General features: G+C 39.1%; 23 protein-coding genes. 15 read left to right on the forward strand and 8 right to left on the reverse strand.

Features of this window, described 5'->3' with window-relative positions; translation table 11 throughout:
• Positions 1 to 163: 163 nt before the first annotated feature.
• The 13 genes from pyrG (at position 164) to ABD009_RS10790 (ending at position 12,001) form a co-directional block, all read left to right on the forward strand.
• Positions 164 to 1,795, forward strand: a complete 1,632-nt coding sequence (gene pyrG, locus ABD009_RS10730; protein ID WP_343825261.1) for a CTP synthase — start codon at positions 164 to 166, stop codon at positions 1,793 to 1,795.
• 59 nt (positions 1,796 to 1,854) lie between these two features.
• Positions 1,855 to 3,144 (forward strand): phosphopyruvate hydratase, encoded by a 1,290-nt coding sequence (gene eno / locus ABD009_RS10735; protein ID WP_343825264.1) that lies wholly within the window; start codon positions 1,855 to 1,857, stop codon positions 3,142 to 3,144.
• 134 nt (positions 3,145 to 3,278) lie between these two features.
• On the forward strand, positions 3,279 to 3,929 hold the full coding sequence (locus ABD009_RS10740) for a hypothetical protein (RefSeq protein ID WP_343825266.1): 651 nt from the start codon (positions 3,279 to 3,281) through the stop codon (positions 3,927 to 3,929).
• 95 nt (positions 3,930 to 4,024) lie between these two features.
• Positions 4,025 to 4,288 (forward strand): septum formation initiator family protein, encoded by a 264-nt coding sequence (locus tag ABD009_RS10745; RefSeq protein ID WP_155697132.1) that lies wholly within the window; start codon positions 4,025 to 4,027, stop codon positions 4,286 to 4,288.
• Complete coding sequence (gene ispD / locus ABD009_RS10750; protein WP_343825270.1) at positions 4,288 to 5,049, forward strand: 2-C-methyl-D-erythritol 4-phosphate cytidylyltransferase; 762 nt, start codon at positions 4,288 to 4,290, stop codon at positions 5,047 to 5,049. The genes ABD009_RS10745 and ispD overlap by 1 nt, the downstream gene beginning before the upstream one ends.
• Entirely contained in the window at positions 5,039 to 5,551 is a 513-nt protein-coding gene (ispF, locus tag ABD009_RS10755; RefSeq protein ID WP_343825272.1) for a 2-C-methyl-D-erythritol 2,4-cyclodiphosphate synthase, read from the forward strand. The genes ispD and ispF overlap by 11 nt, the downstream gene beginning before the upstream one ends.
• A complete protein-coding gene (gene truD, locus ABD009_RS10760; protein ID WP_343825274.1) occupies positions 5,548 to 6,609 on the forward strand; it encodes a tRNA pseudouridine(13) synthase TruD in 1,062 nt (353 codons plus the stop codon). The genes ispF and truD overlap by 4 nt, the downstream gene beginning before the upstream one ends.
• Positions 6,593 to 7,342 carry a 5'/3'-nucleotidase SurE gene (surE, locus tag ABD009_RS10765; protein ID WP_343825276.1) on the forward strand — a complete coding sequence of 250 codons (750 nt, stop codon included), beginning with the start codon at positions 6,593 to 6,595 and terminating at the stop codon, positions 7,340 to 7,342. Before truD ends, surE begins: the two co-directional genes overlap by 17 nt.
• A gap of 4 nt (positions 7,343 to 7,346) precedes the next feature.
• Positions 7,347 to 7,982 carry a protein-L-isoaspartate(D-aspartate) O-methyltransferase gene (locus tag ABD009_RS10770; RefSeq protein WP_343825278.1) on the forward strand — a complete coding sequence of 212 codons (636 nt, stop codon included), beginning with the start codon at positions 7,347 to 7,349 and terminating at the stop codon, positions 7,980 to 7,982.
• A complete protein-coding gene (locus ABD009_RS10775) occupies positions 7,982 to 8,563 on the forward strand; it encodes a YqaA family protein (protein WP_343825280.1) in 582 nt (193 codons plus the stop codon). The genes ABD009_RS10770 and ABD009_RS10775 overlap by 1 nt, the downstream gene beginning before the upstream one ends.
• A 1-nt stretch (position 8,564) precedes the next feature.
• Positions 8,565 to 9,407: a peptidoglycan DD-metalloendopeptidase family protein gene (locus ABD009_RS10780; protein WP_343825282.1), complete on the forward strand. Its 843-nt coding sequence runs from the start codon at positions 8,565 to 8,567 to the stop codon at positions 9,405 to 9,407.
• A gap of 62 nt (positions 9,408 to 9,469) precedes the next feature.
• Positions 9,470 to 10,450, forward strand: coding sequence for an RNA polymerase sigma factor RpoS (rpoS, locus tag ABD009_RS10785; RefSeq protein WP_343825284.1), 981 nt, complete (start codon positions 9,470 to 9,472; stop codon positions 10,448 to 10,450).
• A 123-nt stretch (positions 10,451 to 10,573) separates the two neighbouring features.
• Entirely contained in the window at positions 10,574 to 12,001 is a 1,428-nt protein-coding gene (locus ABD009_RS10790) for a hypothetical protein (RefSeq protein ID WP_343825286.1), read from the forward strand.
• A gap of 60 nt (positions 12,002 to 12,061) precedes the next feature.
• On the opposite strand, the gene mutS is transcribed toward ABD009_RS10790, so the two are convergent.
• Positions 12,062 to 14,677, reverse strand: coding sequence for a DNA mismatch repair protein MutS (gene mutS / locus ABD009_RS10795; RefSeq protein WP_343825288.1), 2,616 nt, complete (start codon positions 14,675 to 14,677; stop codon positions 12,062 to 12,064).
• Between the two features lie 218 nt (positions 14,678 to 14,895).
• On the opposite strand from mutS, the gene ABD009_RS10800 reads away from it, so the two are divergent.
• Both ABD009_RS10800 and recA read left to right on the forward strand, forming a co-directional pair.
• A complete protein-coding gene (locus ABD009_RS10800; protein ID WP_343825290.1) occupies positions 14,896 to 15,399 on the forward strand; it encodes a CinA family protein in 504 nt (167 codons plus the stop codon).
• A gap of 109 nt (positions 15,400 to 15,508) precedes the next feature.
• Entirely contained in the window at positions 15,509 to 16,549 is a 1,041-nt protein-coding gene (gene recA / locus ABD009_RS10805; RefSeq protein ID WP_155696299.1) for a recombinase RecA, read from the forward strand.
• A gap of 84 nt (positions 16,550 to 16,633) precedes the next feature.
• On the opposite strand, the gene ABD009_RS10810 is transcribed toward recA, so the two are convergent.
• The 7 genes from ABD009_RS10810 to ABD009_RS10840 form a co-directional block, all read right to left on the reverse strand.
• Positions 16,634 to 17,875 carry a hypothetical protein gene (locus ABD009_RS10810; protein ID WP_343825292.1) on the reverse strand — a complete coding sequence of 414 codons (1,242 nt, stop codon included), beginning with the start codon at positions 17,873 to 17,875 and terminating at the stop codon, positions 16,634 to 16,636.
• 1 nt (position 17,876) lies between these two features.
• The gene (locus tag ABD009_RS10815; protein WP_343825717.1) at positions 17,877 to 20,219 is read right to left on the reverse strand and encodes an EAL domain-containing protein; all 2,343 of its coding nucleotides are present in this window, start codon (positions 20,217 to 20,219) and stop codon (positions 17,877 to 17,879) included.
• Positions 20,209 to 20,880 (reverse strand): methylamine utilization protein, encoded by a 672-nt coding sequence (locus ABD009_RS10820; RefSeq protein ID WP_343825294.1) that lies wholly within the window; start codon positions 20,878 to 20,880, stop codon positions 20,209 to 20,211. The genes ABD009_RS10815 and ABD009_RS10820 overlap by 11 nt, the downstream gene beginning before the upstream one ends.
• 162 nt (positions 20,881 to 21,042) lie before the next feature.
• Complete coding sequence (locus tag ABD009_RS10825; RefSeq protein ID WP_343825296.1) at positions 21,043 to 22,146, reverse strand: phosphoribosylaminoimidazolesuccinocarboxamide synthase; 1,104 nt, start codon at positions 22,144 to 22,146, stop codon at positions 21,043 to 21,045.
• Positions 22,147 to 22,269: 123 nt separating this feature from the next.
• Entirely contained in the window at positions 22,270 to 23,889 is a 1,620-nt protein-coding gene (locus ABD009_RS10830; RefSeq protein ID WP_343825298.1) for a methyl-accepting chemotaxis protein, read from the reverse strand.
• Positions 23,890 to 24,066: 177 nt separating this feature from the next.
• Positions 24,067 to 24,834, reverse strand: coding sequence for an ABC transporter permease (locus ABD009_RS10835; protein ID WP_343825300.1), 768 nt, complete (start codon positions 24,832 to 24,834; stop codon positions 24,067 to 24,069).
• Entirely contained in the window at positions 24,834 to 25,769 is a 936-nt protein-coding gene (locus ABD009_RS10840; protein ID WP_343825719.1) for an ABC transporter ATP-binding protein, read from the reverse strand. The genes ABD009_RS10835 and ABD009_RS10840 overlap by 1 nt, the downstream gene beginning before the upstream one ends.
• Positions 25,770 to 25,793 lie beyond the last annotated feature (24 nt).

Here is a 25,793-nt window from a genome sequence, read left to right on the forward strand (position 1 = left end):
TTGTTGGAATACTGTTCGTTTGTTATACTTTTATCCCGTCCTATGTACATCCAAATTATTTCTTAATACTCAATTCGCTGTGGTTTTCTATGAGCGAAGTTTTTTGTATTGGCGTTGGCAATGTATGTAACCAAAAATAGCAATCTAACTTGTAAAGGTTTGTATGACGACTCGATATATTTTTGTCACTGGTGGTGTAGTTTCTTCACTAGGTAAAGGCATAGCGGCGGCTTCTTTAGCGGCAATTCTTGAGGCACGTGGATTAAACGTGACCATTCTTAAATTAGACCCATATATTAATGTTGACCCTGGCACCATGAGCCCGATTCAGCATGGTGAAGTTTTTGTGACCGAAGACGGTGCAGAAACAGATCTAGACCTTGGTCACTATGAGCGTTTTATTCGAACCAAAATGACTAAGAAAAACAACTTCACTCAAGGGCGTGTATATCAAGACGTTCTAGCGAGAGAGCGAAGAGGTGACTACTTAGGCGCGACCATTCAGGTTATTCCTCATATTACTAATGACATCAAACGCAGAGTAGTTGAAGGCGCAGAAGGTCACGATGTTGCTATAGTAGAAGTTGGCGGCACCGTAGGTGATATTGAATCACAACCGTTTTTAGAAGCGTTACGTCAATTAGGCACTGAGTTAGGACGTGAAAATGCAATGTATATGCATTTAACGTTAGTTCCATACTTAGGTGCTGCTGGTGAAATCAAAACAAAACCAACGCAACACTCTGTAAAAGAATTACGTTCGATTGGTATCCAGCCTGATATTTTAGTTTGTCGTTCAGACCGTTCTATACCAGCTAATGAACGTGCAAAAATTGCATTGTTTACCAACGTTGAAGAAAAAGCGGTTATTGGCTTAAAAGACGTTAGTTCAATTTACCAAATTCCAGCATTGTTGAAGTCTCAAGGCTTAGATGATCTTATTTGTCGTCGATTCCATATTGACCCGCCAGAAGCTGACTTAGTTGAATGGGAACAAGTTTTATATGAAGAGTCTAACCCAATTGGTGAAGTAACGATTGGTATGGTCGGCAAATATGTAGAGCTACCAGACGCTTATAAGTCTGTGAACGAAGCATTAAAACACGCTGGACTTAAAAACAGACTAACAATCAATATTCAATATGTTGATGCGCAAGACTTAGAAATCAAAGGAACTGAAATATTAGCGGATTTAGACGCAATTTTAGTTCCAGGTGGATTTGGTGAACGTGGTACTGATGGCAAAATTATAGCGGCTCAATATGCGCGTGAAAACAAAGTGCCGTACTTAGGTATTTGTTTAGGTATGCAAGTTGCGTTAATTGAATTTGCTCGAAACGTTGCTGGACTTGAAGGTGCTCATTCTACTGAATTTGATTCAGATACACCGCACCCAGTTGTTGGTTTGATTACAGAGTGGCTAGATGAAGATGGCCAAATAGAAATGCGTTCTGAAAAGTCAGACTTAGGCGGCACAATGAGACTAGGCGCTCAACAGTGTTTCTTAAAGCCAGATTCTAAAGTTAAAGAAGTTTATGGGGATGAGTGGATCACTGAACGTCATCGTCATAGATATGAAGTAAATAACAACTACATTGACCGACTAGAAAAAGCCGGACTTGTATTTGGTGGTTTATCTGCCGATAAAAAACTGGTAGAAATGATAGAAATACCAGGCCACCCTTGGTTTGTTGCTGGTCAATTCCATCCTGAATTTACCTCAACGCCTCGTGATGGGCATCCATTATTTACTGGCTTTGTTGGTGCAGCAGGCCAATACCATAAGAATAAATAAAATGAGTGTAAACGCAGCGTAATGGCTGCGTTTTTATATTTAAAAATAAGGAATTGAGAATGTCTCAAATTGTAAAAATTATTGGTCGTGAAATCATGGATTCACGAGGCAACCCGACAGTAGAAGCTGACGTTTACTTAGAGTCTGGTGCATTTGGTCGCGCAGTAGCACCATCTGGTGCATCAACCGGTTCTCGTGAAGCACTTGAGTTAAGAGATGGCGACAAAAGCCGTTACCTTGGTAAAGGTGTTTTAAAAGCCGTAGCCAATATCAATGATAAAATCGCACCTGAATTAATTGGTAAAGATGCACAACTTCAAGTGTTAATTGACCAAACAATGTTAGACCTAGATGGCACAGAAAATAAAACTGAACTTGGTGCCAATGCAATATTAGCCGTATCGTTAGCAAATGCTAAAGCGGCTGCCCTAGAAAATGGCATTGCTTTATTTGAGCACATTGCAAACTTAAATGGGACAAAAGGCGAGTTTTCAATGCCAGTACCAATGATGAATATCATCAATGGTGGTGAGCATGCGGATAATAATGTAGATATCCAAGAGTTCATGATTCAGCCTGTATCAGCGCCAAACTTCAGAGAAGCGCTTCGCATGGGTGCTGAAATTTTCCATAGCCTTAAAAAAGTATTAAGTGAAAAAGGCCTAAGCACGGCAGTTGGCGATGAAGGTGGTTTTGCACCTAACTTAGCATCTAACGAAGAAGCGTTGTCGGTAATCGAAGTAGCAATAGACCGAGCTGGCTACAAACTGAACGAAGACGTTACGCTAGCGCTTGATTGTGCAGCATCAGAATTCTATAGCGACGGTGTGTATAACCTTAAAGGCGAAGGCAAAGAGTTTGACTCTGCTGGTTTTGTTGATTACTTAGCTGAGTTATCTGAACGTTACCCAATTGTTTCTATTGAAGACGGATTAGACGAGTCTGACTGGGATGGTTGGAAACTATTAACAGAAAAGATTGGTGAAAAAGTTCAACTTGTTGGTGACGATCTTTTTGTTACTAATACTAAGATCTTGCGCCAAGGCATTGAAAAAGGTGTTGGTAATTCAATCTTAATTAAGTTTAACCAAATTGGGTCACTAACTGAAACGCTTGAAGCCATTCGCATGGCAAAAGAAGCGGGTTATACGGTTGTTATTTCACACCGTAGTGGTGAAACAGAAGACTCAACGATTGCTGATTTAGCGGTTGGTACAGCTGCTGGTCAAATTAAAACGGGCTCTTTGTGCCGTTCAGATCGCGTATCTAAGTACAATCAACTACTTAGAATAGAAGAGCAACTTGGTGAAGTAGCTTACCGCGGCCGTCAAGAAATCAAAGGTCAATAATCATTCAATAAGCATTCACCTGCTAAATGGTTAAAAATTGTATAAATAAAGGAGTGCATTGTCGCTCCTTTTTTGTACACTTATATTTAGTAACATCCATATGGATTCATATTAAATAGAATTAAGTTAACTTGATGTCACAAAATGATTTACAGAACAGTCTTTGGCAACAGCGCAGTAACCTGCAGGTTAAGGCAGAGGTGTGTAATGTTTTATACGAACGTGAATTGGCAAGGTTAGCTTCAGATCAAAATTTAACGCATTCAAACTTAAGGAAAAGCCTTAAGTCGCTAGCTTTTTATATCTCTAAAGCAGCGGAAAGCATTATTAATTCAAGCTCTCCATTAGACCTCGATAGCAGTAATGCAAGTTGGCTTAGCCCGCCATCAAACAAGCCCTTTAGCTTAAAGGCCAATGCAGATAACACCGAATCCTTTTATACTAAAAACAGTCAAATGGCATTAATCATCCCCGTTGCAATAAACCTTTATGGTATTGAATATATTGCTTTAGATAGTATTGATGAAATAGATAATGAAAATCAGAAAGTGCATTGTAATCAGCATGGGTGGTTTAATTTTAACGGAACACAACACAGCCCAGAATCATCAAAACAAAAGTTGCTATTAAAACCTGGAAAACCAGTAATGGCAGCGGCATGTTGTGGGCATCAATGGAAAAATAATCAAAAGACAACATCACGTGCTCTCTCGCTACGTGAATTATTATTGGCAACTCGAATTAATTGGCACAACTTCTCTAAATTAATCGCTGCAAAGCGTTAAAATTAGAAAATCTTCTTTAACTATGCGATTGAGATTTGCATAATATCAACTTGCATTAACTAAAAGGAAATTACGTGAAACCGTTAAACATATTGATGGTCATTTGCTCAGTTTTATTAATTGTCCGATTAGTGGCCGGCCACAACGGCATGCAGTTTTATTCAGACAACAGAGCAGAAGTAAACAGTTTAAAACAAGACAACGACGAGCTAATGAAACGTAACGAGTTATTGGCCGCAGACGTAAAAGATTTGAAAGTGGGCTTGGAAGGTATAGAAGAGCGTGCAAGAAATGAACTTGGTATGATCCGTCAAAATGAAACGTTTTTCAGACTAGTACCTAATAATGATGAGAAATAATGAGTCTTATTGAATCACCGGATATAGAGCAAGTCGCGTTAATTATTCCGGCCTCAGGAGTAGGTAAACGATTAGGTGCAGAAATACCTAAACAATATATAACCCTTCTCAACTTACCTCTTTTAGAGCATACCCTACGGAAATTTTTAGCGCTCCCTTTTATAGCCAAAATTGTTGTTTCCTTGGCTGAAAATGACGTTTGGTTTTCAACTTTACCCTCAGCTTCCCATGCAAAAATTCATATTGTTGCTGGTGGAAAAGAACGCGCTGACTCAGTACTTAATGGTGTTCGTGAAGCTAACAAAATGGGCTTTTGCAATGTAATGGTACACGATGCTGCAAGGCCATGTGTACTGGTATCAGACATAAAGTCACTTTATGAAAATGGAATAAATAACAATCGCTCTGCCATTTTAGGCACTAGGGTTCGAGATACAATGAAACGAACAGTGGCAAATGAGCAAGGTGAACATGGCACTCAGAGCTGTGCCGCCATTGGTAAGACAGTGGATAGGAATGATCTTTGGCATGCCTTTACGCCCCAGTTTTGTAAAACTGAAGAATTACTTACCGCGCTTGAACAGCAACTTGACCCTCAAGGGTTAGTTAACACTCAAGTAACCGATGAAGCCTCCGCTTTAGAGTTGGCAGGTTTTCCAGTCGATATTATTAATTCGAGTGCGCGAAACATAAAAGTCACCGAACCCGATGACATAGAATTAGCGACATACTATTTAGAAAGTGAGAAACATGAATATTAGAATTGGAATGGGCTACGACGTACATAAGTTTGGCGGAGAAGGCCCGCTTTCATTAGCCGGCGTTAAAGTACCATTTGAACAGGGCTTTATAGCTCATTCAGATGGTGATGTAGCCATACATGCATTATGTGATGCTATGTTAGGCGCGTTAGCAATGGGCGACATAGGCCAACACTTTCCAGACAATGCAGCAGAGTTTGAGAATATAGATAGTCGTATACTGCTCCGTCATGTTAATGATTTAATAATTAAAAAAGGTTATGTCGTATCTAACTGCGACCTAACTATCGTTGCCCAAGCACCCAAAATGGCACCTCATATTGTTTTAATGAGAGAGACGTTAGCAGCAGATTTAGGCGTTAATGTTGATCAGGTTTCAGTTAAGGCTACAACCACTGAAAAGCTTGGTTTTGAAGGTCGTAAAGAAGGTATCTCTGTTCAAGCCGTGGTACTACTACAAGGTAAGTTACAGCAGGGCGAATCGCAACAGGTGAACAAATGAGCGAAGCTAACTTTTTTCAAGACTGGGACCTATCTCATTGGAATTACTTGCACGGCAAACCGGAAGGTGAAGCGGATTTTAAGCAAATACCTGAAGACTTTGTGGTTACCGAAAAACTGCCTTTTGAGTTAACCGGTGATGGCGAAAATCTATATTTGTTAATAGAAAAGCGCGAACTAAATACCCAACAGGTTTGTCAGCATTTGGCTAAGGTATTGGGTAAAAGGTTACGTGACGTTGGTTATGCTGGCTTAAAAGATAAGCAGTCAGTTAGTCGCCAGTGGTTCTCGGTGCAATCAAACGTAACACAAGAATTGGACTTGTCAGGCATTGAAACTGACAACATTAAAATTGTAGAAACAAAACGACATCAGAAAAAGTTGAAAGTAGGTGCGTTAGAAGGCAATGGTTTTTCTATTCGTCTTCGAAATGTATCGAACAAAGAAGAACTGTTGGCTCGATTAGAAGCTGTTGCTGAAAAGGGCGTTCCAAATTATTTTGGATTACAGCGCTTTGGGTTTAAAGGTAATAATTTAAACTGGGCAAACCGCTGGGCGGATGGTGAGTCAATTCGTGACAAAAAGATAAAAGGTTTTGCCTTATCTGCGGCTCGCTCATTTATTTTTAACGAAGTAGTCAGTGCTCGAGTGGAGCAGGAAACGCTTTTTACACCTATAGCTGGGGACGTATTTGTTTTGGCTGGCAGTAACTCTTACTTCACCGGTGAGTTAGATGAGTCCATTGATAGACGATTAGCAGAGCGAGATATTTTACTGTCTGCGCCAATGTTAGGCAAAGGTGATGCCATTGCTGAATCTGACGCTTTAGAGTTTGAAAACACAATTGTTGAGCAATACGTGTCTTGGAATGCGTTATTGGCTGAGCAAGGCCTAGAGCAGCAAAGACGGGTTATACATCTAATTCCGAATAACTTAATTTGCCAGGTGCAAGATAATGATGTGGTAGTAAAGTTTGACCTACCAAGTGGCGCATTTGCAACGTCGGTTTTAAGAGAGTGTATTAACTTTAGAGTACATGAACATGAAAATACTAATTAGTAATGATGACGGTGTTTTTGCACCAGGTATCGAAGCCTTATATGAGGCATTAAGTACAATTGCAGAAGTCACGGTAGTGGCGCCAGATAGAAATTTAAGCGGTGCTAGTAGTGCGCTAACACTTACAAACCCATTGCGATTACATAAGCATAAAAATGGGTTTTATAGCGTTAATGGTACTCCTACAGATTGTGTTCATTTAGCCATTAATCAGTTACTGCCAGAACCGCCTGATATGGTTGTTGCAGGTATCAATCACGGTGCAAATTTAGGTGACGACACGTTTTACTCTGGTACTGTTGCAGCCGCAGCTGAAGGGCGGCATCTAGGTTTGCCTGCGATAGCAATGTCTTTAGCTAGTCGTTCAGAAGATAATATGAAGTGTGCCGCTCAAGTGGCGAAAAAGGTAGTTGAACACTTAAAAGAGCACCCACTAGAGTCGGATCAGATACTTAATGTGAATGTACCTGATGTTGCTTTTGAAAACATTAATGGCTTTTCTGTAACACGTCTTGGTAAGAGACATAAAGCCGAAATGATGACAAAGCAACAAGATCCATGGGGACGCGAGATATATTGGTATGGTACATTAGGTAAAGAGTTGGATGCCGGAGAAGGCACTGACTTTTTTGCGGTAAATAATAATGAAGTTTCAATAACACCACTAAAAATAGATATGACCGCATATTCAAGTTTAGAAACGGTGTCTTCTTGGGTCAAAAAAATAAAGTAGTGGCATGAATCAATATACTCGTAGCGGAGCTACGCTAGCAAATCAAGTGAAAGGGTTAGGAATAGAAAACCCTGTGGTACTCGATGCAATTTCATCGGTCCCTCGCCATCTATTTGTCGAGCAAGTCTTGGCGCATAAGGCTTATGAGAATACGGCATTACCTATTGGGCAAGGCCAGACGATCTCGCAACCTTATATTGTTGGTAAGATGACCCAAATGTTAGTTGAGCATGGTGTTACCTCTAACGTGCTTGAAATTGGCACTGGCTCAGGCTATCAGGCGGCGATATTGGGTCGTGTGTTCAGTCAGGTATTCTCAGTTGAAAGAATTCGCCAACTTCAATTAATTGCCAAACGACGACTCCAGAAATTAGATATTTATAATGTTCAAATGAAACACGGTGACGGCTGGTTAGGTTGGGAATCAAAAGCTCCTTTTGATGCAATTATTGTTACTGCCGCACCAGAGTCTGTGCCTCAAGCTTTAAAATCACAATTAAAAGACGGCGGCATTCTAATACTTCCAGTTGGTATTGAAAACCAACAGCTAGTTACCATTGTTAGAAGCGGTGATGAATTCATCGAAACGCAACATGAACCGGTTAAATTTGTACCATTAGTATCTGGAGATACCGCTTAATGAAAGTATTTACGCAGTTGTATGACGCGTGTATTCGCTGGGCTAAACATAAATATGCAACTTATTACTTAGCACTACTAACGTTTTCTGAGTCCGTGTTTTTCCCTATACCTCCTGATGTTATGCTGGCTCCAATGGTCATTAGTCAGCGCCAAAAAGCTTGGTTCTTAGCATCAATTACCACTATCAGCTCCGTAGTCGGTGGTATCGTCGGATATATGCTAGGAGCCTACCTTTACGAACCTGTCGTACTCCCTTTTATTGAAATGATGAATTATCAAGATAAGTTCGCAACAATTGTTGGGTACTTTGATGAATTTGGTGTTTGGATTGTTTTTTTAGCTGGTTTTACGCCCATACCGTACAAGCTATTTACGGTTAGCGCCGGTATGTTATCAATGACATTTTGGCCATTTGTAATAGCCTCTAGCATTGGGCGTGGTATGCGATTCTTTTTAGTAGCCGGAATTTTATATTTTGGTGGTGAAAAAATGGAGCATAAAATCAGGCAGTATGTTGATGTACTAGGTTGGCTTGTTGTCGGTTTAATCGTAACTTACGTGGTATACAAACAGTTCTAAAATGAAAATATTCCTCTCTCTAATCTTATTATTGTTAATTGTAGGCTGCGCAAACCGAAAGTATCCAGCACCAATTGTAAAAATAGATCAGGTGTCTTCGCCTTACTCCGAAGTGCACAAGAATATAATAACCGATGACTCATACCAGGTTCAAAAGGGTGAAACGTTATATTCTATTGCTTGGAAAGCTGGGATAGATTTTAGACTTTTGGCACAGATGAATAACATTTCTAAGCCCTACGAAATTTTTCCAGGCCAGAAATTGAACTTGTCACAAGGGGCTGTTTCGATAGCCAAGAATAAAACAATAAAACAACCTGTTACCGAAATAAAAACAACACAAAAAAATAATAAAAAAACTATTGCAAAAGAAAAACCAGAGGAGTACGGTAAAAACCAGACGAATCAAAAAGTACAAAAAAAAGTTCAAAAAGAACCAATTAAAAAAATAGAAAGTGATTCGTTTCCTAGCAAGGTTCGCAAATGGCGTTACCCTAGTGATGGAAAAATTATCGATACCTATTCCACCAAGGAAAATGGTAACAGAGGCATCGATTTCGGAGGAAGACCAGGCGATCCTATTATTGCAGCAGCAGACGGCAAGGTAGTTTACGCAGGTAGTGCGCTAAGAGGGTTTGGTAATTTAGTTATTATCAAGCACAACAACGATTATTTAAGTGCTTATGCTCACAATCGTTCTTTGTTGGTTAAAGAACAAGATTGGGTTAAGGCAGGACAAATTATTGCGGAAATGGGCAGCTCTGGAACCGATAAAGTCAAACTTCATTTTGAAATTCGATTTCGTGGCCGAACTGTAAATCCTCATAAATACCTGCCTAAATAGTCATAAGCTTATATTGTTAACCTAAAAAATATTGCAAAAGCAATGTATCTGGGAGTCGCACTATGGGCCAAGAACTGGTATCTGAAGTTGAAGAAACTGTAAAAACAAACGCAGAGTTTTCCGAGGGTCAGCTTAATGAAGTTGAAGATGCGGAAGAAACTGTTGAAGAGGAAGTTGTTCTTAAAGCCGAGCAGCCCAAGAACCTCGACGCCACACAAATCTACTTGAGTGAAATTGGATTCTCTCCACTACTTACCGCAGAAGAAGAAGTATTTTTTGCCCGTAAAGCATTAAAAGGCTGTGACGCATCTCGAAAGCGAATGATAGAAAGCAACCTTCGCCTCGTTGTAAAAATAGCTCGCCGTTATAATAATCGTGGTTTGGCACTATTGGACTTAATCGAAGAGGGCAACTTAGGTTTAATTCGTGCTGTTGAAAAATTTGATCCTGAAAGAGGGTTTAGATTCTCTACTTACGCGACATGGTGGATCAGGCAGACGATAGAACGTGCCATAATGAATCAAACACGCACTATTCGATTGCCTATTCATGTAGTAAAAGAGTTAAATGTTTATTTACGAACAGCCCGAGAGTTAGCTCAGCAATTGGATCATGAGCCAACAGCAGAAGAGATTGCAGCTAAACTTGATCGTCCCGTTGAAGACGTGTCAAAAATGTTACGCTTAAATGAACGTATAAGCTCAGTTGACACACCTATTGGTGGTGATTCAGACAAAGTTTTATTAGATGTCATTGCCGACGATCGCTTAAAAGGACCAGAGCTTAAAACAACAAATGACGATATAAACGATAATATTGTCCATTGGTTAGAGCAACTTAACCCAAAGCAACGTGAGGTTTTAGCTCGTCGTTTTGGTCTGTTAGGTTATGAGCCTTCTACGTTAGAGAATGTAGGTAAAGAAATAGGCCTCACAAGAGAACGCGTTCGCCAAATTCAAGTGGAAGCTTTGCGTAGACTGAAAGATATGGCTTTGCATGAAGGGTTGAACATGGAGTCACTGTTTCAAGTTGAAGAACACTAGTTTTTTACAACATGTGAATATAAGCCGGTGTTAATTACCGGCTTTTTTTTGGCTAAAATTTATAGTAATCTGTCTTTTCCTGGCTTTGGATGGCCTGACTAAAACGTTTTGAGTGTTCATCGATTGAATATAAATTTTTTTTTAAAGATAGCGATTATCTTTACACTACTTAATGTACCCCTTATATCGGCAAACCAGCCGGAAGCCCCTATTCAAAAAGAATTTAAGCAAGAAAAAACCATTCTTCTGCGTACACCTCCTCCTCATTCTCAAGGCTATTTTGTATCGGAAGTTCTGACCAAGCTTTATAAAAACCTAGGATACCAGGTGGAGTTTATAAATGTTCCAGGTGTTCGAGAGTTAGAATTGGCGGAAAAGTCGATACTATCAGGCGTTCTCGCTAGAGATAATATTATTGAACAAGAGCATAAAGAACTGACAAGAGTCGACTTTACACTTTTTGAATATCAAATCATCTTAACCGGCGACCGAAGAGTGTGTGGATATTGCTTACCTGAGCACCTTGATGTTATTGCTTACCCAAATGGGCTTGAGGTATTTCCAGAAATTATAAGGAAGTATTTTAAAGACCCTAAAGTAATGACACTAACGGATACAAAAGATGTTGAAGAGGTTGTTTTAAAGCAACGATTGCCAGCTTTTTTAAATGCAAATATCGATTATTCGGAGCAACTTAATGTTAATCCGCACATTATTAAACACATTTTAGAGGTTCGCCCTGACTTCCATTATCTTTCACCAAAATATGCTTTTTTAAAGCCGGCACTAGAGAAAGGCTTGAAAGAAATGCAAGTGAGTGGAGAGTTAGCTGCTTTAAAAGATAAGTTCGAAATAGAATCATATTCCAACGCCTATCAACTACCTAATAACTTACGCATAAAAGCTGCAAGTGGAAATTGGGAAGAATATACGGAAGTTGATGGTAGTGGCGTCTATTGGAAAATGGTAGACAGTGGGTTTGGTAAAAGTAGAAAGCTTGAAAAGGAAGCAACCTCTTGGCTCCGCGCTGTTCGCTTATTTGAAGAACAAAAAGTGGATGTTCTAGTGGGTGCTTACAAAAATTCACTTCCTGGTTATTTACCCTCAAAGTACCACATTGATTATGAAACAGAAGTCTACGCCTTTACGCATGATGAGGAAACGCTAACTAGGTTTAAAAACAACGATATAGACTTAACTGTATGTGCATCAGAAACATATGAACTAGTAGTTAGTAAATTGCCTTCGGAAACTTCAATTTATAATTCCGACTTCTTTATGTGTGAGCAGTTGTTTACAAATAAAAGAGTAGACGTTTTGATTGAATATCCTTATAACGTCCCATCCTATTTTGATACTTACAAATACACTCAGTTCCATGAGTCTTTGCCATTATTTTTGCTATTTCACAATAATGAAAAAGGCCGTACTTTGAAGGACTGGTTTGATAAAGGTATAGAGAAGGCCAGGAGAGAGAACCAGTTGTCCCAGAACTTTCTATCTTTACAAGATTATAAAAATGCTAGGATTGAAGCCTCTAAGGTCAACTAAATTCAATCAGAAGTCCTTGAGCCTATTAGATAGGCTCAAAGTTTAAGGGGTACCAATAAACTATCTTAGGGTTTGCTTTAATTTACTGATTAATTCCCAAGCTTGTCGTGGCGAAAGGTCATCAAGATCTGTATCTGATATAACATCGGCAACTTGCAACTTCGACATTTCCATCATTGACAGTGGTTTTGCTTGTGGGTTTGTAAGGGATTGTTCAGCGTACACTTCATTATTAAGCTCTTCTGGTGGGCTCTTCATTTCCAACTGGTGGAGTTTCCTTTTAGCGTAGTGTAAAACCTCTTTTGGCAATCCTGCCAATTTAGCCACCTGTATCCCAAAGCTTTTACTTGCTGCTCCTTCTTGTACTGCGTGCATAAATATTATGTCATCGCCATGTTCCTGCGCATCTAGGTGGACATTGACTACCCCTTCATGGTCTTCAGCAAATTCAGTCAATTCAAAGTAATGCGTTGCAAATAATGTTAGGGAGTGGAGTTTAGAAACTAAATAATCCGCCGTCGCCCAAGCTAAACTTAGTCCATCATAGGTACTTGTACCTCTGCCAATTTCATCCATCAAAACCAGAGAGTTTGGAGTTGCGTTGTGCAAAATGTTTGCAGTTTCTGTCATTTCCACCATAAATGTGGAACGACCCGAAGCAAGGTCATCCGATGCGCCAATACGAGTAAATATCCTATCTATTTCGCCAATTTCAGCAGACTCTGCAGGTACGTAACAACCAATGTTAGCCATTAGAGTTATTAGCGCTATTTGTCTCATGTAGGTCGATTTACCACCCATGTTTGGCCCTGTAATCACCGCAAGTCGACGGTCAACATTAAGGCTAACTGGGTTGGCAATAAATGGGTCGGACATCACCTGTTCAACAACAGGGTGACGACCGCCTTCAATATTAATACTTCGGCCGTGCACTAAAGTTGGTTTGTTATAGTTAAGAGATTCTGCTCGTTCAGAAAAATTACAAAGTACATCCAGTTGAGCAATACCTTCGGATGTATATTGCAGTGGCTCTATAACATCATTGAGCTTGGTAATGAGTTCGTCATACAACTTCTTTTCTAGCGCTAGTGAGCGACTTTGACTGGTGAGGACTTTTTCTTCATGTGCTTTTAACTCAGGAACAATATAACGTTCATTGTTTTTTAACGTTTGACGACGAATATAATGATCTGGAACCTGCGCCGAATTTGCTTTGCTGACGTCTATAAAAAAGCCGTGCACTCTGTTGTAACCAACTTTAAGAGTCGCAATACCAGTTTGCTCGCGTTCTCTTGCCTCTAGCTCTTCAACAAAGCGAGTTGCACCTGCGCTAAGCTCCCTAAGTTCGTCTAGGCTTTCATCAAAGCCAGGTTTAATGACTCCACCATCACGGATTAATACCGGTGGACTTTCAATAATTGCCGACTCCAACAGTAACGCTACGTCAGGTAACTCTTGAATATTTTGCTTAAGGGCATTGAGCCTTGCGGACTTTGTATTTGTCAGTGAAGACTTTAAGTCAGGTATAATTACTAGCGCATTTCTCAATCTAGCCAAGTCTCTTGGTCTAGCGGAGCGTAGTGCTAGCCGTGCAACAATTCGTTCTATGTCGCCAATTTGCTTTAAAAAGTCTTGAACTTCTCCGAAACGGTCACTAACTAACAACTCATCTACGGCGTCCAGTCTAGCTGAAACTTCAAGTTGCTCTCGACTTGGCATGTGGATCCAACGCTTTAACAATCGACTGCCCATTGGCGTCGCCGTTTTATCCAAAATTTGGGCTAACGTATTGTCTAATCCACCAGATAAATTTTGTGTAAGTTCTAAGTTTTTTCGGGTAGCTGAGTCTATCAATATACAACTTTGTAATGACTCTACCGTTAGACTTCTAATATGCGGTAGTGCTGTGCGTTGGGTATCTTTTACATATTGCATTAAGCAACCGGCTGCGCATAAGCCAACAGAATATTCCATAACGCCAAAGCCGGTTAGCTCTTTAGTTTTGAATTGTTGATTTAGAACTCTATGAGCCGTTTGCAAATCAAATTCCCAGTCGGGTCTGCGTCTAGCACCCTTAGCTCGGACCACGCCATGCAATTCAGTAACGGACTCTGCATATAACAGTTCGGCAGGAGACAGCCTAGTTAAAGTAGCACTTAAATCGCTAATATTTGAAAATTCATTCAATAAAAAACGACCGCTATTAATGTCTAAATAAGCGAGCCCAAATAAAGTATCAGATTTAGTTTTCTGCTCAAAAACTGCAGCAATTAGATTGTCTTGTCTGTCAGGAAGTAGGTTTTCGTCAGTCACAGTACCTGGCGTTACAATTCTTACGACCTTTCTGTCCACAGGTCCCTTGCTTGTAGCAGGATCACCAACTTGTTCGCAAATTGCGACGGATTGTCCCATTTGAACTAATCGAGATAAATAATTATCCACCGCATGATAAGGCACACCTGCCATTGGGATCGGCTGACCGTGCGCGGTACCTCTTTTTGTTAGTGAAATATCAAGTAGTTCTGATGCTCGTTTGGCATCATCAAAAAAGAGTTCATAAAAGTCACCCATTCTATAAAATAGTAGGACGTCTTGATGATCCTTCTTTAACTTTAAAAACTGTTGCATCATTGGCGTTTGTGCCGAAATACTCGCTTCACTGTATAAATCAATCATTTTTGCGGTGAACTGATGGTTGTCTCATAATGTTGTATATTGTCACAGATCGATCCACTGCTGTCTCGTAAAATTTAAAATCTATGGAATTGCATTCAATAAAATTAGGCCCATTAAAATGCTTATTAATATAAAGCTCATTAATGAAAAGTTATTTAATAAGGCTGGGCGCTAAAAGTTAGAAACAAGTGTTCCATAAACATAAGGCTAAACGGAAGATGCAAAAGCGCACAGAGATACTAGAAACCCTGGCTGCACTATTAATAAAAAGAAAATGGACAGTTACCACTGCCGAGTCATGCACAGGCGGTGGGATTTCCAGTGCCATAACAGAACTGGCTGGCAGTTCTGAATATTTTGAACAGGCGTTTATAACTTATAGTAACTCTGCAAAACAAAGTTTAGTTGGAGTGAAAGAAGATACTTTAATGACACATGGTGCAGTGTCCGAACAAACCGTAAAGGAAATGGCAAAGGGCGCACTGATAAAGGCTGGTGCGAATGCTTCCATAGCCGTCAGTGGTATTGCGGGTCCAGGTGGCGGTACAGAAAATAAACCAGTTGGAACAGTTTGGTTTGCTTTTGCTGTTAGGGATGACAACACTGAAAACAGTAAAATAGAACTTTTTAGTGAGCATCGGTTATTTGATGGTGATCGTATTTTGGTCCGAGAGAGTGCGATAAATTTTTCTTTAAATCAGTTGGTTAGTGTAATTTCTTAGAAAAATATTAAAAAAAATCTCATACAGTATTGATACTGTTTAATTATACAGTATACTCGTTTCATAAATTTTGGCTTACCGCCATGACATAGTAATTCTGGAGAAATAAATGGACGCGAATAAAGAAAAAGCACTTGGTGCTGCGTTACAGCAAATCGAACGTCAGTTTGGTAAAGGTTCTATCATGAAGTTAGGTGATAGTAAGGCACTAGATATTGAATCAATATCTACAGGCTCTTTAGGACTTGATATTGCTTTAGGTATAGGCGGTTTACCATGTGGTCGTATTATTGAAATTTATGGACCAGAGTCATCAGGTAAAACAACATTAACATTACAAGTTATTGCCCAGGCCCAAAAGGAAGGTAAAACTTGTGCATTCGTTGACGCTGAGCACGCGCTTGATCCAATTTACGCTGCTGCGTTAGGTGTTAATGTTGATGATTTACTGGTATCTCAACCAGATACAGGTGAGCAAGCATTAGAAATTACAGACATGTTAGTTCGCTCAGGCGCAGTTGACGTGCTTATTGTTGACTCCGTGGCAGCACTTACTCCAAAGGCAGAAATTGAAGGTGACATGGGTGATTCACACATGGGTCTTCAAGCTCGTCTAATGTCACAAGCATTACGTAAGCTTACTGGTAATATCAAACGTTCAAATACTCTATGTATTTTCATTAACCAAATTCGTATGAAAATTGGTGTTATGTTTGGTAACCCTGAAACAACAACGGGTGGTAACGCCTTAAAATTCTATGCCTCAGTTCGTTTAGATATTCGTCGTATTGGCTCTGTAAAAGAGGGTGATGAAATCATTGGTAATGAAACTCGGGTTAAGGTTGTTAAAAACAAAGTAGCACCGCCGTTCAAACAAACTGAATTCATTATAATGTATGGTAAGGGCATCTCTAAAGAAGGTGAACTTATAGACTTAGGCGTTAAAAATAACGTAGTTGATAAAGCCGGTGCATGGTATGCGTATAACGGAAGTAAAATTGGCCAAGGTAAAGCAAACTGTATTAAGTTCTTAAAAGAAAACACAGAGATTGCGGAAGAGATCGAAGCTAAGCTTAGAGATATGTTACTTCTTCAAGCGACCATCAAAGATGAAGTTGCTGAAGATAAAGACGCAAGTTTAGAAGGCTAATTTACACCTTCAAAAGTTGACCCTGCAAAAGTCGCCTCAGTTCAAGGCGGCTTTTTTTATGCCTAAAATTTACAACCAGTTTGTTTAGAAACGATATTGAGTAGTAAAAGAATATGACGCTTGATCTTGTTTGGCCTGCCAGCCAGACCATAACTCGCGATTTTTGTTTTCACTTTTAGTAATCGTAATTTCGGCACCAATTTGCAAGGACTTTGAAGCTTGGTAACGATAACTAGCCGTTACGCTATTACCCTTACTTTCATTTGGATCGTAAGGAGTGACGTCGTTGTCTGTTACGCTAAACTTATCATACCTTATGCTAGCTCTATGCTTATTTAGTTTATAGTGGGCTAACAAGTACCAAGAAGAGAAATCATTGTGCACGCCGTTCAGTCTGTCACCCATTTCCGTATCTCCAGACATATATTGCCCTAATAGCCTAAGTTGAGGGGTAAACTTATGTAAAAAAGAAGTGGAGATAAAGCGAGTTCGCCAGCCGTACTGCATATCAGTTTCAATTGAAAATGGGTCGGCCTTATTGTCATAATAATAGACTCTTACGTCTGTGCGTCTTTGATATTGGACATGACCTCCGACGTAGTAACCCACCCGACCGTCAGTTTCATCATTTATATCTACATAACTTGGATTAGGGTTTTCAACCGGCTGGAACTGGAAGTAATTGGCAAAGTGCACTTTTTCGCCCACAACAGACTGGCGGTTATGAATTGCCCAGCCTCGCCATGCTAATAGCGATGCCACGCCATCATTTTGAACATAAGCGGAGATAACTCCGGTATAACTAAAGTTACTATTGTACTTTCTTCCAGGGCGTTTGAATTGCCACTCGAATCCTAAGGGCTTTATTTCTTCCCCAACCCAACTGTTTATTGCCGAAAAGTTGAATGTGTAAGGACTTGTCCACCCAATATCTGAGTTTTCTAACGAAAATTGAGGATAAAAATAGCCAACTTTAACTTGATGTTTTAATCCTTGGCTTAGAGGCTGATAATTTATGTAAGCCTCGTTAAAACCTAATTTACTGTCACCATCTGGTGTATATTGAATCGTTGAAATAATAGAAAAGTCGGTTGATATGTCGACATTTACTTCTGTTAGAGCTTGATCTAACGTTAACTGAAAATCATCACTGTAACGATGTACTCCAACGCCTTTATCTAACCATGATTTTAACCAGTCTGTTTCGTTGTTATTTATACGAAGGCTAGCTTCTACTAGAGACTTTGTCGAAATTTCTGCGGCGACATTTATGCTAGCGATTAAAGCTAGGCTAGTAATGACATAAGGTAGATTTTTTATTTTCATTCTAACTTTTAAATACACCGTTGTTATCTTGTAACCAGGATTCTAGAATGTGAGCCTCGACCGGTCTGCTAATGAAGTACCCTTGTGCTGTTTCAACATTCAGTTCTCTTAATGCGGTTAAACTGCCGTTATCTTCTACGCCCTCAGCTACAATTGTCATGCCTAGGTTATGGGCTAGGCTAGTAATGGACTTAACGATTATCAAGTCATCTTTATTGGTAGCTAAATCTAATACAAATGATTTATCTATTTTTAACTCATCTACAGGTGCTCTTTTTAGTTGTTCCATAGAAGAATAGCCAGTGCCAAAGTCATCGATTGAAAGCTTGATTGACATGTTTTTAAGCATGTTTAATGCAAGCATAGCTTTGTCTGGGTCAGACATAATAGCACTCTCAGTGACTTCAAGAATTAATGAGCTTGGAGCTACAGAGTACTTTTCTAATAGATTACTGACAAAAGGAGGAAGCTCCAAATCAGAAACATCAACTGCAGAGATATTGACGGCCATCTTAATGTTAAAACCGACCTCTCTTAAACGAACGTGTTCCTGTAATGCAGTTTCAATAGCCCAATGAGTAAGGTGCCTAATATTACCTGTTTGTTCTGCAAGAGGTATAAACTCATCTGGAAATATAAAACCATGCTCGGGGTGTTTCCACCGAACCAAGGATTCAACGCTAACCACTTTCCCACTCGCAACATCTATTTTAGGTTGATAGTTTAAAGTGAGCTGGCCTTCTTCAATTGCTTGTTTTAATTCCGTCATTAAGCTTAATCTAACAACAGAGTATTTGTTATTAGACTCTTTATATCTTGTAACGCTGTGGTGTTGTTCTTTAGATTCATACAAAGCGATGTCGGCATATTGCATCAGCTTTTCGCTAACCTTTGTATCATTAGGGTAAAGTGAAACACCAATACTGACGGAGACATCTAGCGCGATTTCGTTTACGACAAAAGGACGATCAAAAAGGTGGTCAATTTGATTTGCAGCGACCAAGGCTTCTTGTTCGTTTTCAATGACTATATAAGCAGCAAACTCATCGCCGTCTAAATAAGCCAAAAACATGTTTCGTTGAGCGTTATCTTCAAGTCGCTTCGCTATTGCTTTTATGACTTCATCGCCAAATTCATGACCTAGCGTATCGTTAATGTCTTTGAAGCGATCAACATCCATCCAAAGTACCGCGAATGTATGATTTTCATATGTTGCAATCTGCTTTTTGATTTGCGACGAAAAGTAGATCCTATTTGGCAATCCAGTTAGAGGATTATAATAGGCTAGCTTATGGTTTTCCTTTTCTCTTTTTTGGATTGCGCTCTGCATGCCAGCTAATGCAAATGATAGGGTTTCTACTTCTGACAATGTCTTATCGTGCTCAATGACGGGATATTCTCCCTTTCTAATCTGATTGGCTACGTTTGCCAGTAGACGAAGAGGTTTCGCAATACTTTTAGAAAAAGAGAAGGTTAAAAAAGAGATTAATACCATAATAATGGCAATGGCTGCAGAGAGTTGAAGAATGAGTTGGTCATAATTTAGATGAGCTTTTGACTCAGGAAGTGTAAAGAATACATTGATAGGTTTTTCATTTAGTTCACCTAGGTATGATTGGTAAGAGATACTTGGCTTGTTATCTAAAAAAACTAAATTTGAGTTCTTTATTTTAGAGCTAGCAGTTAATGGCACTAAGTCTATAAACGCATTTGTTAGTTGTTCTGGTTGCACGTTATCAATAGTACTTGCTTGTATTGTATTTGAGTAACGCACACTTAATTCAAAGTTGGTAATGGACTTTATGTCGGTAGAAAACAAGTTGGAAACGTTTAAGCCAGCGATTATATAGGCGTTTGGTTTAGGGATCCGTTCTACTTCTTTAATTGCTTGTATTGATATTAAGTATAGGTTTCCGTTAATTAGACCGAAGCGCAGATTATTATTTAGTGGACCTATGTCCATTGGTTCTTCTAATACCGTTGTACTAACAACGGGTTGCCTATTTTGATCAATAACTGCCATGAAATCTGAATTGAGACGACTCTGATAATTAACCAATGCCACTTGAAGAGACGTTGGATCTTTTTTTCCGCCTAAGATTAAGCTCTTGAGGCTAAAGTTCTTACTTGCAGCCTCTAAACCTCTATTTAGACCTACCGCTTCAGACTTTAATCGATAAAGTAGCACAGAGTATGAGCTTTCAAATTGAGCATCAATCTGTTTAGTTGAGTGTTCATAGGTTTGTTGTAACGTAACGGCTAGAACGGAACTAACCGTAATAATTAGCGCAAACAGGAAAAGGAAAAAGTTACGATTTTGTAGCGAGCGGAAATTAATAAGCATCAAATTCATCGCCCTCGTCAAAACCGTCGGTAGCTCTCAATAAAGGCTGTTTTAATGACATTGTAATATTTTGAGTACCAGATACTTTAACGAGTTTAACAAACTCACTGTCCTCAAATTGCAATAATGGATTGTGAAGTCGAAGCTCATAGTCACCGGCTGGCAATTCGAGTTGAACAAAACCAGATTCATTAGTTTTAGCAAAATAAGGGGTATCGACTACATAAACATACCCCAACATCCAGTCATGTATATTACAGCCTAGAGTTACGGTTCCTGCTTTATCAAATGGAATGGGCTCTGGCTTCTCCTCTTTGTATAACCTAAGCTCAAACTTTTTAGCTTCAGAAAAGGAGTAAACATGGTGTTTTACATTATCCGCATTTGGAAAGCTAATCTCCGCGCCCATTTGTGCCATTAGAATATGAGGTGAGAATTGTGTATCAATTTGGTGTACTACTTGTGGTTCTGGTGCAGTTGCGTAACCGGTTTTTGGAATATTGATAGGTATTAACGATATGCCTACATTAGGAACTGATTGATGGTCAGTAGACAGCACTAATATATCTACTTTTTGAGAGGTAGCAGCGCTGGCGGAAAAGCTACTTACTAACAATAAGATGCTGAAAGACAACAAGACTGAAAAAAAAGTGAATCGCATAAATACCCCAATAAAATCGCTAAGAACCAGTGTACTGACATTACTGACTGTAGGCAAAAAATAAATAGATGCAGCGATATTGAGAATTAATTTTTATAAAAGCGGCATGCTCTCATTAGAGGATTACTATTAAAAACATGCCTTTGCTAAGATTTACAGTGGTTACTTTATTAAATCAAAATCAGATTTAAGGATATTGATGATTTCTTCTTTTGGGTTTTTAGATAATTGAATTGTGTTACCTGTAATTTTCTCAGCTATGTTTCTATATGTTTTAGAAACGTCCATTAAAGCTTCTGCGGGTAGTGCGTTATTTTTTGCCAACGCTTCACGCTCTGGCATACGATTTTTGTTAAGTAAAATATCTGGATCTGGGAAGTGATTCAAAAGCATCTGTCTGAAGCCTTCTTTAGAGTTCTCTACTATATTGCCATTGTTATATTCTGCCGTATCCCAAATACGTGAAGAATCTGGTGTACCTACTTCATCCATATAAATTAGCTTATCGGTACCTGCAGCATCTTTTACATAGCCAAACTCAAACTTTGTATCTACAAATGTTTGATCTATTTTTGCTAGCTCCGTGCTAATTAAGTCAAAACCTTCCAGTAAAAGACGTTGATAAAGGCTAACATCTTCTTTTGACTTAAAATTAAAGGCATCAAAATTATCGATAATATCTTGATTCGCAATGTTGGCATCATCAGCTTCAGGCACATTAGGTATACCTTTTAAGATACCTTTAGTTGATGGTGTAATGAGTTTTTCTGGTAACTTTTGGTCTTTGCTCAATCCTTCTGGAAGAGTAATACCGCAAAATTCGCGTTCGCCTTTTTCATAGCTTCTCCACATAGAGCCTGTAATGTACTGACGAGCAATGGCTTCTATCATGACTGGTTTTGCTTTTTGGACTATCCAAACAAAAGGGTGAGGGATATCTAAAATATGACTATCAGCAAGACCATGTTGCTTAAATAAGCCGAACCAATGATTTGAAATTGCATTTAGCGCTGCGCCTTTACCCGGTACACCTTGTAATCCACCTTCACCATGCCAAACACAATCAAAAGCTGATATACGATCGCTAATAACCATAATTGCTAGCGGTGTATTAGGCTCTACGTCATAGTTCTTTTCAGCAATAAGGCGTTGGCTATCTTCAGCCGTTAACCAATATACAGACCGGACTTTACCGCTGTGTACAGGTAAGTTTGTTTTGATAGGAAGATCATCATTTACAGCAAGTACAGATTGAGCCAAATTCATTGAGAGGGAATCCATTTATGTGAGGGAGCAAATTTGGCTTTAAAGTCTATCAAAATGAACGCCGAAATAGAAAACAAAAAAGGCCGCTGAGCGACCTTTTTTATCAAATCTAATAACTGCAGTTTAAAGCTTAAATTTAGACGCTGCTTCAAGTAGATCATCAGACAGTGTATGAAGACTCTTCGATACGTCCCTAATGCCATCCAATGCTTCAAGAGAACTACCAATTGACTGGTTCATATCGTTCACGTTTGTCATTACAGTATTCGCAACAGAAGTTTGTTCTTCAGTAGCCGTCGCTATTTGAGTATTTAGACCGTGGATAGTATTAATATGCCCAGCGATTTTATTAACAGACTTACCTGTTTGCGCTGCATATTCTTCGTTACGTTCAGCTTGAGCGCTTGCACTTTCCATTGAGTCAACTGAGGCTGTTGCAGCTTCTGTTAAAGCATTTAATAATTCTCGAATCTCAGTTGTCGATTTCGATGTTCTTGATGCCAACTCTCGGACTTCATCTGCTACAACCGCAAAGCCTCGACCTTGTTCTCCGGCTCTCGCTGCTTCAATAGCTGCGTTAAGAGCTAGTAAGTTTGTTTGTTCAGCGATTGACGTTATTACGTCTAGAATTTGATTAACGTTTTGAGTGTCTTGTGCTAGCTTATGAATAACTGAAGATGCACCTTTAATTTCGTTGTTTAAAGCTTGAGATACCGCCATTGACTGGTTCAAGATATCCAAACTTTGATTGGCTTCGTTCTCCGCGTTCTCCGTTGCCACTGCCGCTTCATTAGCTGAGTTGGAAATCTCATTAACACTTTGGTTCATCTCTTCCATGGATTGTTTCACCATTTCTGAATCTTCACTTTGCTTATGCATTGCGGATTCGGCAACTTCCATGCGTTGTATTAATCGAGTGGAATTATCTAAAAGCGGCTGCACTACAGCCATTACGTCACTGATAGCGGCCCTTAGTACTTCCATAAAACCATTAAAGTTTTTCGACATTTGGCCAATTTCATCTTCGCTTCGAACATCTAGCGTTGATTTCAAATCGCCATCGCCTTTAGCCAATTCACCTAGTGTTTCAGCTGCATCTGATGCTGCTTGTCGAATAACACGACCAATGAATACACCAAGCAGTACAATAAGAATTACTAATACCACTGAGACTGCAATACTTTGCATTATAGTATTTTCAGACCGTTCTTTTGCATTTTCTGCAAGCTCGACATACTCATGGTCTGATTGGGATTTATATTGCTCTAAATTATCATTTAATTGTTTAAACAACTCTGCTTTTTCAGAAGACTTTTGTTGAATCACAGAGAAATCAGCGTCACCGCTTAGGAAGGTGCTCACAATTTCTTGAGCGGTCGTATTATATTGATCAAGGGTTTCTTCAAATTGCTCTAGCTTTGCGCGGTTTGCTCTATCAAGCTTTAAAATGCTTGTAATGTTTCCTTTAAGAACTTGATATTCTTCGTTTGCTTTAGCGATTAGCTCTTCATCCCCAAACGAGACGGCTTGGCTATACAACTCATCAATACGATTTATGATAAATGAATTTGCTGTGGATATTTTAGCGATTTGATACCGACGATCTTTTAGATCATCAATGTTTTTATTATTTTCCTGACTCGCTAGGGCATTTAAAACAATTACAATAATCAGTGCAATTAATGCAATTAATGTAATGACATTAATCTTTATGAAAACGCTGAGATTTTGAAATTTATTCACACTTCATCTACCTATTGTTTTGTCGAAAGCATTTAGTATATCGGCGAGTGCCGCTAGCCCTTTAATAATAAAGGGCTGTTTAATGTTCGTCTGGTTGTAAATTAACCATAACTACTTGTAACGACTTAAGTTTAGACAAAGATCCCAATTCAACAAGGCAAACTAAAAAATAAATATTTAGCTGCGTATTCCAATTCCTTTGTTAATAAGTGTCATGGCAATTGTAAAGAATATAACTACAAAGCCCACAATCATTGATATAGCGACAGAAAGATCAACATCTGACACGCCTAGGAAACCGTACCTAAAAGCGTTAACCATATAAACAATTGGGTTTATTTTAGAAACAGATTGCCAAAACTCGGGCAATAAACTCAAGCTATAGAAAACGCCACCAAGATAAGTCAGTGGGGTCAGAATAAATGTAGGTATAATTGAGATATCGTCAAATGAATTAGCAAAAATAGCGTTGATTAACCCAGCTAAGGAAAACACCATAGATGTCATTAGCACAGTCACAATTAATGTAAGTACACTGTGTATTTGAATATCAACAAACAGTAACGATACACACGTTACGATTAAACCAACCAGCAAGCCTCGCAACATTCCGCCGCCAATAAAGCCAAGTACAATGACAAAGTTCGGAACCGGTGCTACGAGCATTTCTTCAATGTTTCGCTGGAATTTTGCACTATAAAAGGAACTTGCCACATTTGAATATGAGTTAGTGATCACCGACATCATAATTAAACCCGGGACAATAAAAGACATGTAGTCAAAACCACCCATTTCGCCAATTCTAGAACCTATTAGGTTGCCAAAAATAACGAAATACAATGTCATCGTAATAGCAGGTGGCACTAAGGTTTGAACCCATATTCTCAGAAATCGAGTGCACTCTTTTATTAATATAGCTCTTAACGCTACTGAATAACTGCCCATTACGCGTTTGCTCCTTTTTTACCGTCTTCTACTAATCGAACAAATAATTCTTCTAATCGATTGGCTTTATTTCGCATACTTAAAACTTGAATATCTTGCTCTGTTAATTGAGTAAATACACTGTTCAAGCCTTGCTCTTTAAGTACTTCCACTTCGATTGTATGATTGTCTTTTATGTTTGTATTAAAGCCCGTAATCGTTGGTTCTTTGTCAAACTCGGCGGTATCTAGTACAAAAGTTTCCACGTTCAATTTAGACAAAAGACTTTTCATTGAAGTGTTTTCACCAATAACGCCTTTATCAATAATCGCAATATTGCGACAAAGCATTTCTGCTTCTTCAAGATAATGGGTTGTCAAAATGATGGTAATGCCTTCTTTATTTAGCTTTTGCAGGGCATCCCACATACTGCGTCGAATTTCTATATCTACGCCAGCGGTTGGTTCGTCTAAAATCAATAGCTTTGGCTCATGCATTAAGGCTCTTGCTATCATTAGTCGTCGTTTCATACCGCCAGATAATGTGCGAGCTTGAGAGTCTTTTTTCTCCCAAAGATCTGTTTGTTTTAAGTACTTTTCTGCACGTTCAAGGGCGACTTTGCGTTCTACGCCATAATAACCGGCTTGGTTAACAACAATTTGCAGCACAGTTTCAAACTGATTAAAGTTGAATTCCTGCGGTACTAAACCGATATGAGACTTAGCGTCTTCAAGGCTGGAGTCAATGTCATGGCCAAATACTTTCACGCTTCCTGAAGATTTGTTTACCAATGAGCTAATCACACCAATAGTCGTAGACTTACCAGCGCCATTTGGGCCTAACAGTGCAAAAAAGTCGCCTTCTTCCACCGTTAGGTTAATACCTTTTAAAGCCTCTACCGTTCTGTTTTTTGACTGATAGGTCTTTTTTAAATCTTTTATTTCTAATGCAAACATAGAATTCAAGGTTCTCTGTATATT

This window comes from Psychrosphaera haliotis, assembly GCF_039523615.1.
In the GTDB taxonomy this organism is placed as follows: domain Bacteria; phylum Pseudomonadota; class Gammaproteobacteria; order Enterobacterales; family Alteromonadaceae; genus Psychrosphaera; species Psychrosphaera haliotis.

Coding starts and splice junctions, on each gene's coding strand:
- surE (WP_343825276.1), top strand. CDS start 6,593: ATGAAAATACTAATTAGTAATGATGACGGTGTTTTTGCACCAGGTATC.
- pyrG (WP_343825261.1), top strand. CDS start 164: ATGACGACTCGATATATTTTTGTCACTGGTGGTGTAGTTTCTTCACTA.
- ABD009_RS10835 (WP_343825300.1), bottom strand. CDS start 24,834: ATGGGCAGTTATTCAGTAGCGTTAAGAGCTATATTAATAAAAGAGTGC.
- ABD009_RS10840 (WP_343825719.1), bottom strand. CDS start 25,769: ATGTTTGCATTAGAAATAAAAGATTTAAAAAAGACCTATCAGTCAAAA.
- ABD009_RS10825 (WP_343825296.1), bottom strand. CDS start 22,146: ATGAATTTGGCTCAATCTGTACTTGCTGTAAATGATGATCTTCCTATC.
- recA (WP_155696299.1), top strand. CDS start 15,509: ATGGACGCGAATAAAGAAAAAGCACTTGGTGCTGCGTTACAGCAAATC.
- ispD (WP_343825270.1), top strand. CDS start 4,288: ATGAGTCTTATTGAATCACCGGATATAGAGCAAGTCGCGTTAATTATT.
- eno (WP_343825264.1), top strand. CDS start 1,855: ATGTCTCAAATTGTAAAAATTATTGGTCGTGAAATCATGGATTCACGA.
- truD (WP_343825274.1), top strand. CDS start 5,548: ATGAGCGAAGCTAACTTTTTTCAAGACTGGGACCTATCTCATTGGAAT.
- ABD009_RS10800 (WP_343825290.1), top strand. CDS start 14,896: ATGCAAAAGCGCACAGAGATACTAGAAACCCTGGCTGCACTATTAATA.
- ABD009_RS10815 (WP_343825717.1), bottom strand. CDS start 20,219: ATGCTTATTAATTTCCGCTCGCTACAAAATCGTAACTTTTTCCTTTTC.
- ABD009_RS10810 (WP_343825292.1), bottom strand. CDS start 17,875: ATGAAAATAAAAAATCTACCTTATGTCATTACTAGCCTAGCTTTAATC.
- ABD009_RS10770 (WP_343825278.1), top strand. CDS start 7,347: ATGAATCAATATACTCGTAGCGGAGCTACGCTAGCAAATCAAGTGAAA.
- ABD009_RS10740 (WP_343825266.1), top strand. CDS start 3,279: ATGTCACAAAATGATTTACAGAACAGTCTTTGGCAACAGCGCAGTAAC.
- ispF (WP_343825272.1), top strand. CDS start 5,039: ATGAATATTAGAATTGGAATGGGCTACGACGTACATAAGTTTGGCGGA.
- ABD009_RS10745 (WP_155697132.1), top strand. CDS start 4,025: ATGGTCATTTGCTCAGTTTTATTAATTGTCCGATTAGTGGCCGGCCAC.
- rpoS (WP_343825284.1), top strand. CDS start 9,470: ATGGGCCAAGAACTGGTATCTGAAGTTGAAGAAACTGTAAAAACAAAC.
- ABD009_RS10775 (WP_343825280.1), top strand. CDS start 7,982: ATGAAAGTATTTACGCAGTTGTATGACGCGTGTATTCGCTGGGCTAAA.
- ABD009_RS10820 (WP_343825294.1), bottom strand. CDS start 20,880: ATGCGATTCACTTTTTTTTCAGTCTTGTTGTCTTTCAGCATCTTATTG.
- mutS (WP_343825288.1), bottom strand. CDS start 14,677: ATGATTGATTTATACAGTGAAGCGAGTATTTCGGCACAAACGCCAATG.
- ABD009_RS10780 (WP_343825282.1), top strand. CDS start 8,565: ATGAAAATATTCCTCTCTCTAATCTTATTATTGTTAATTGTAGGCTGC.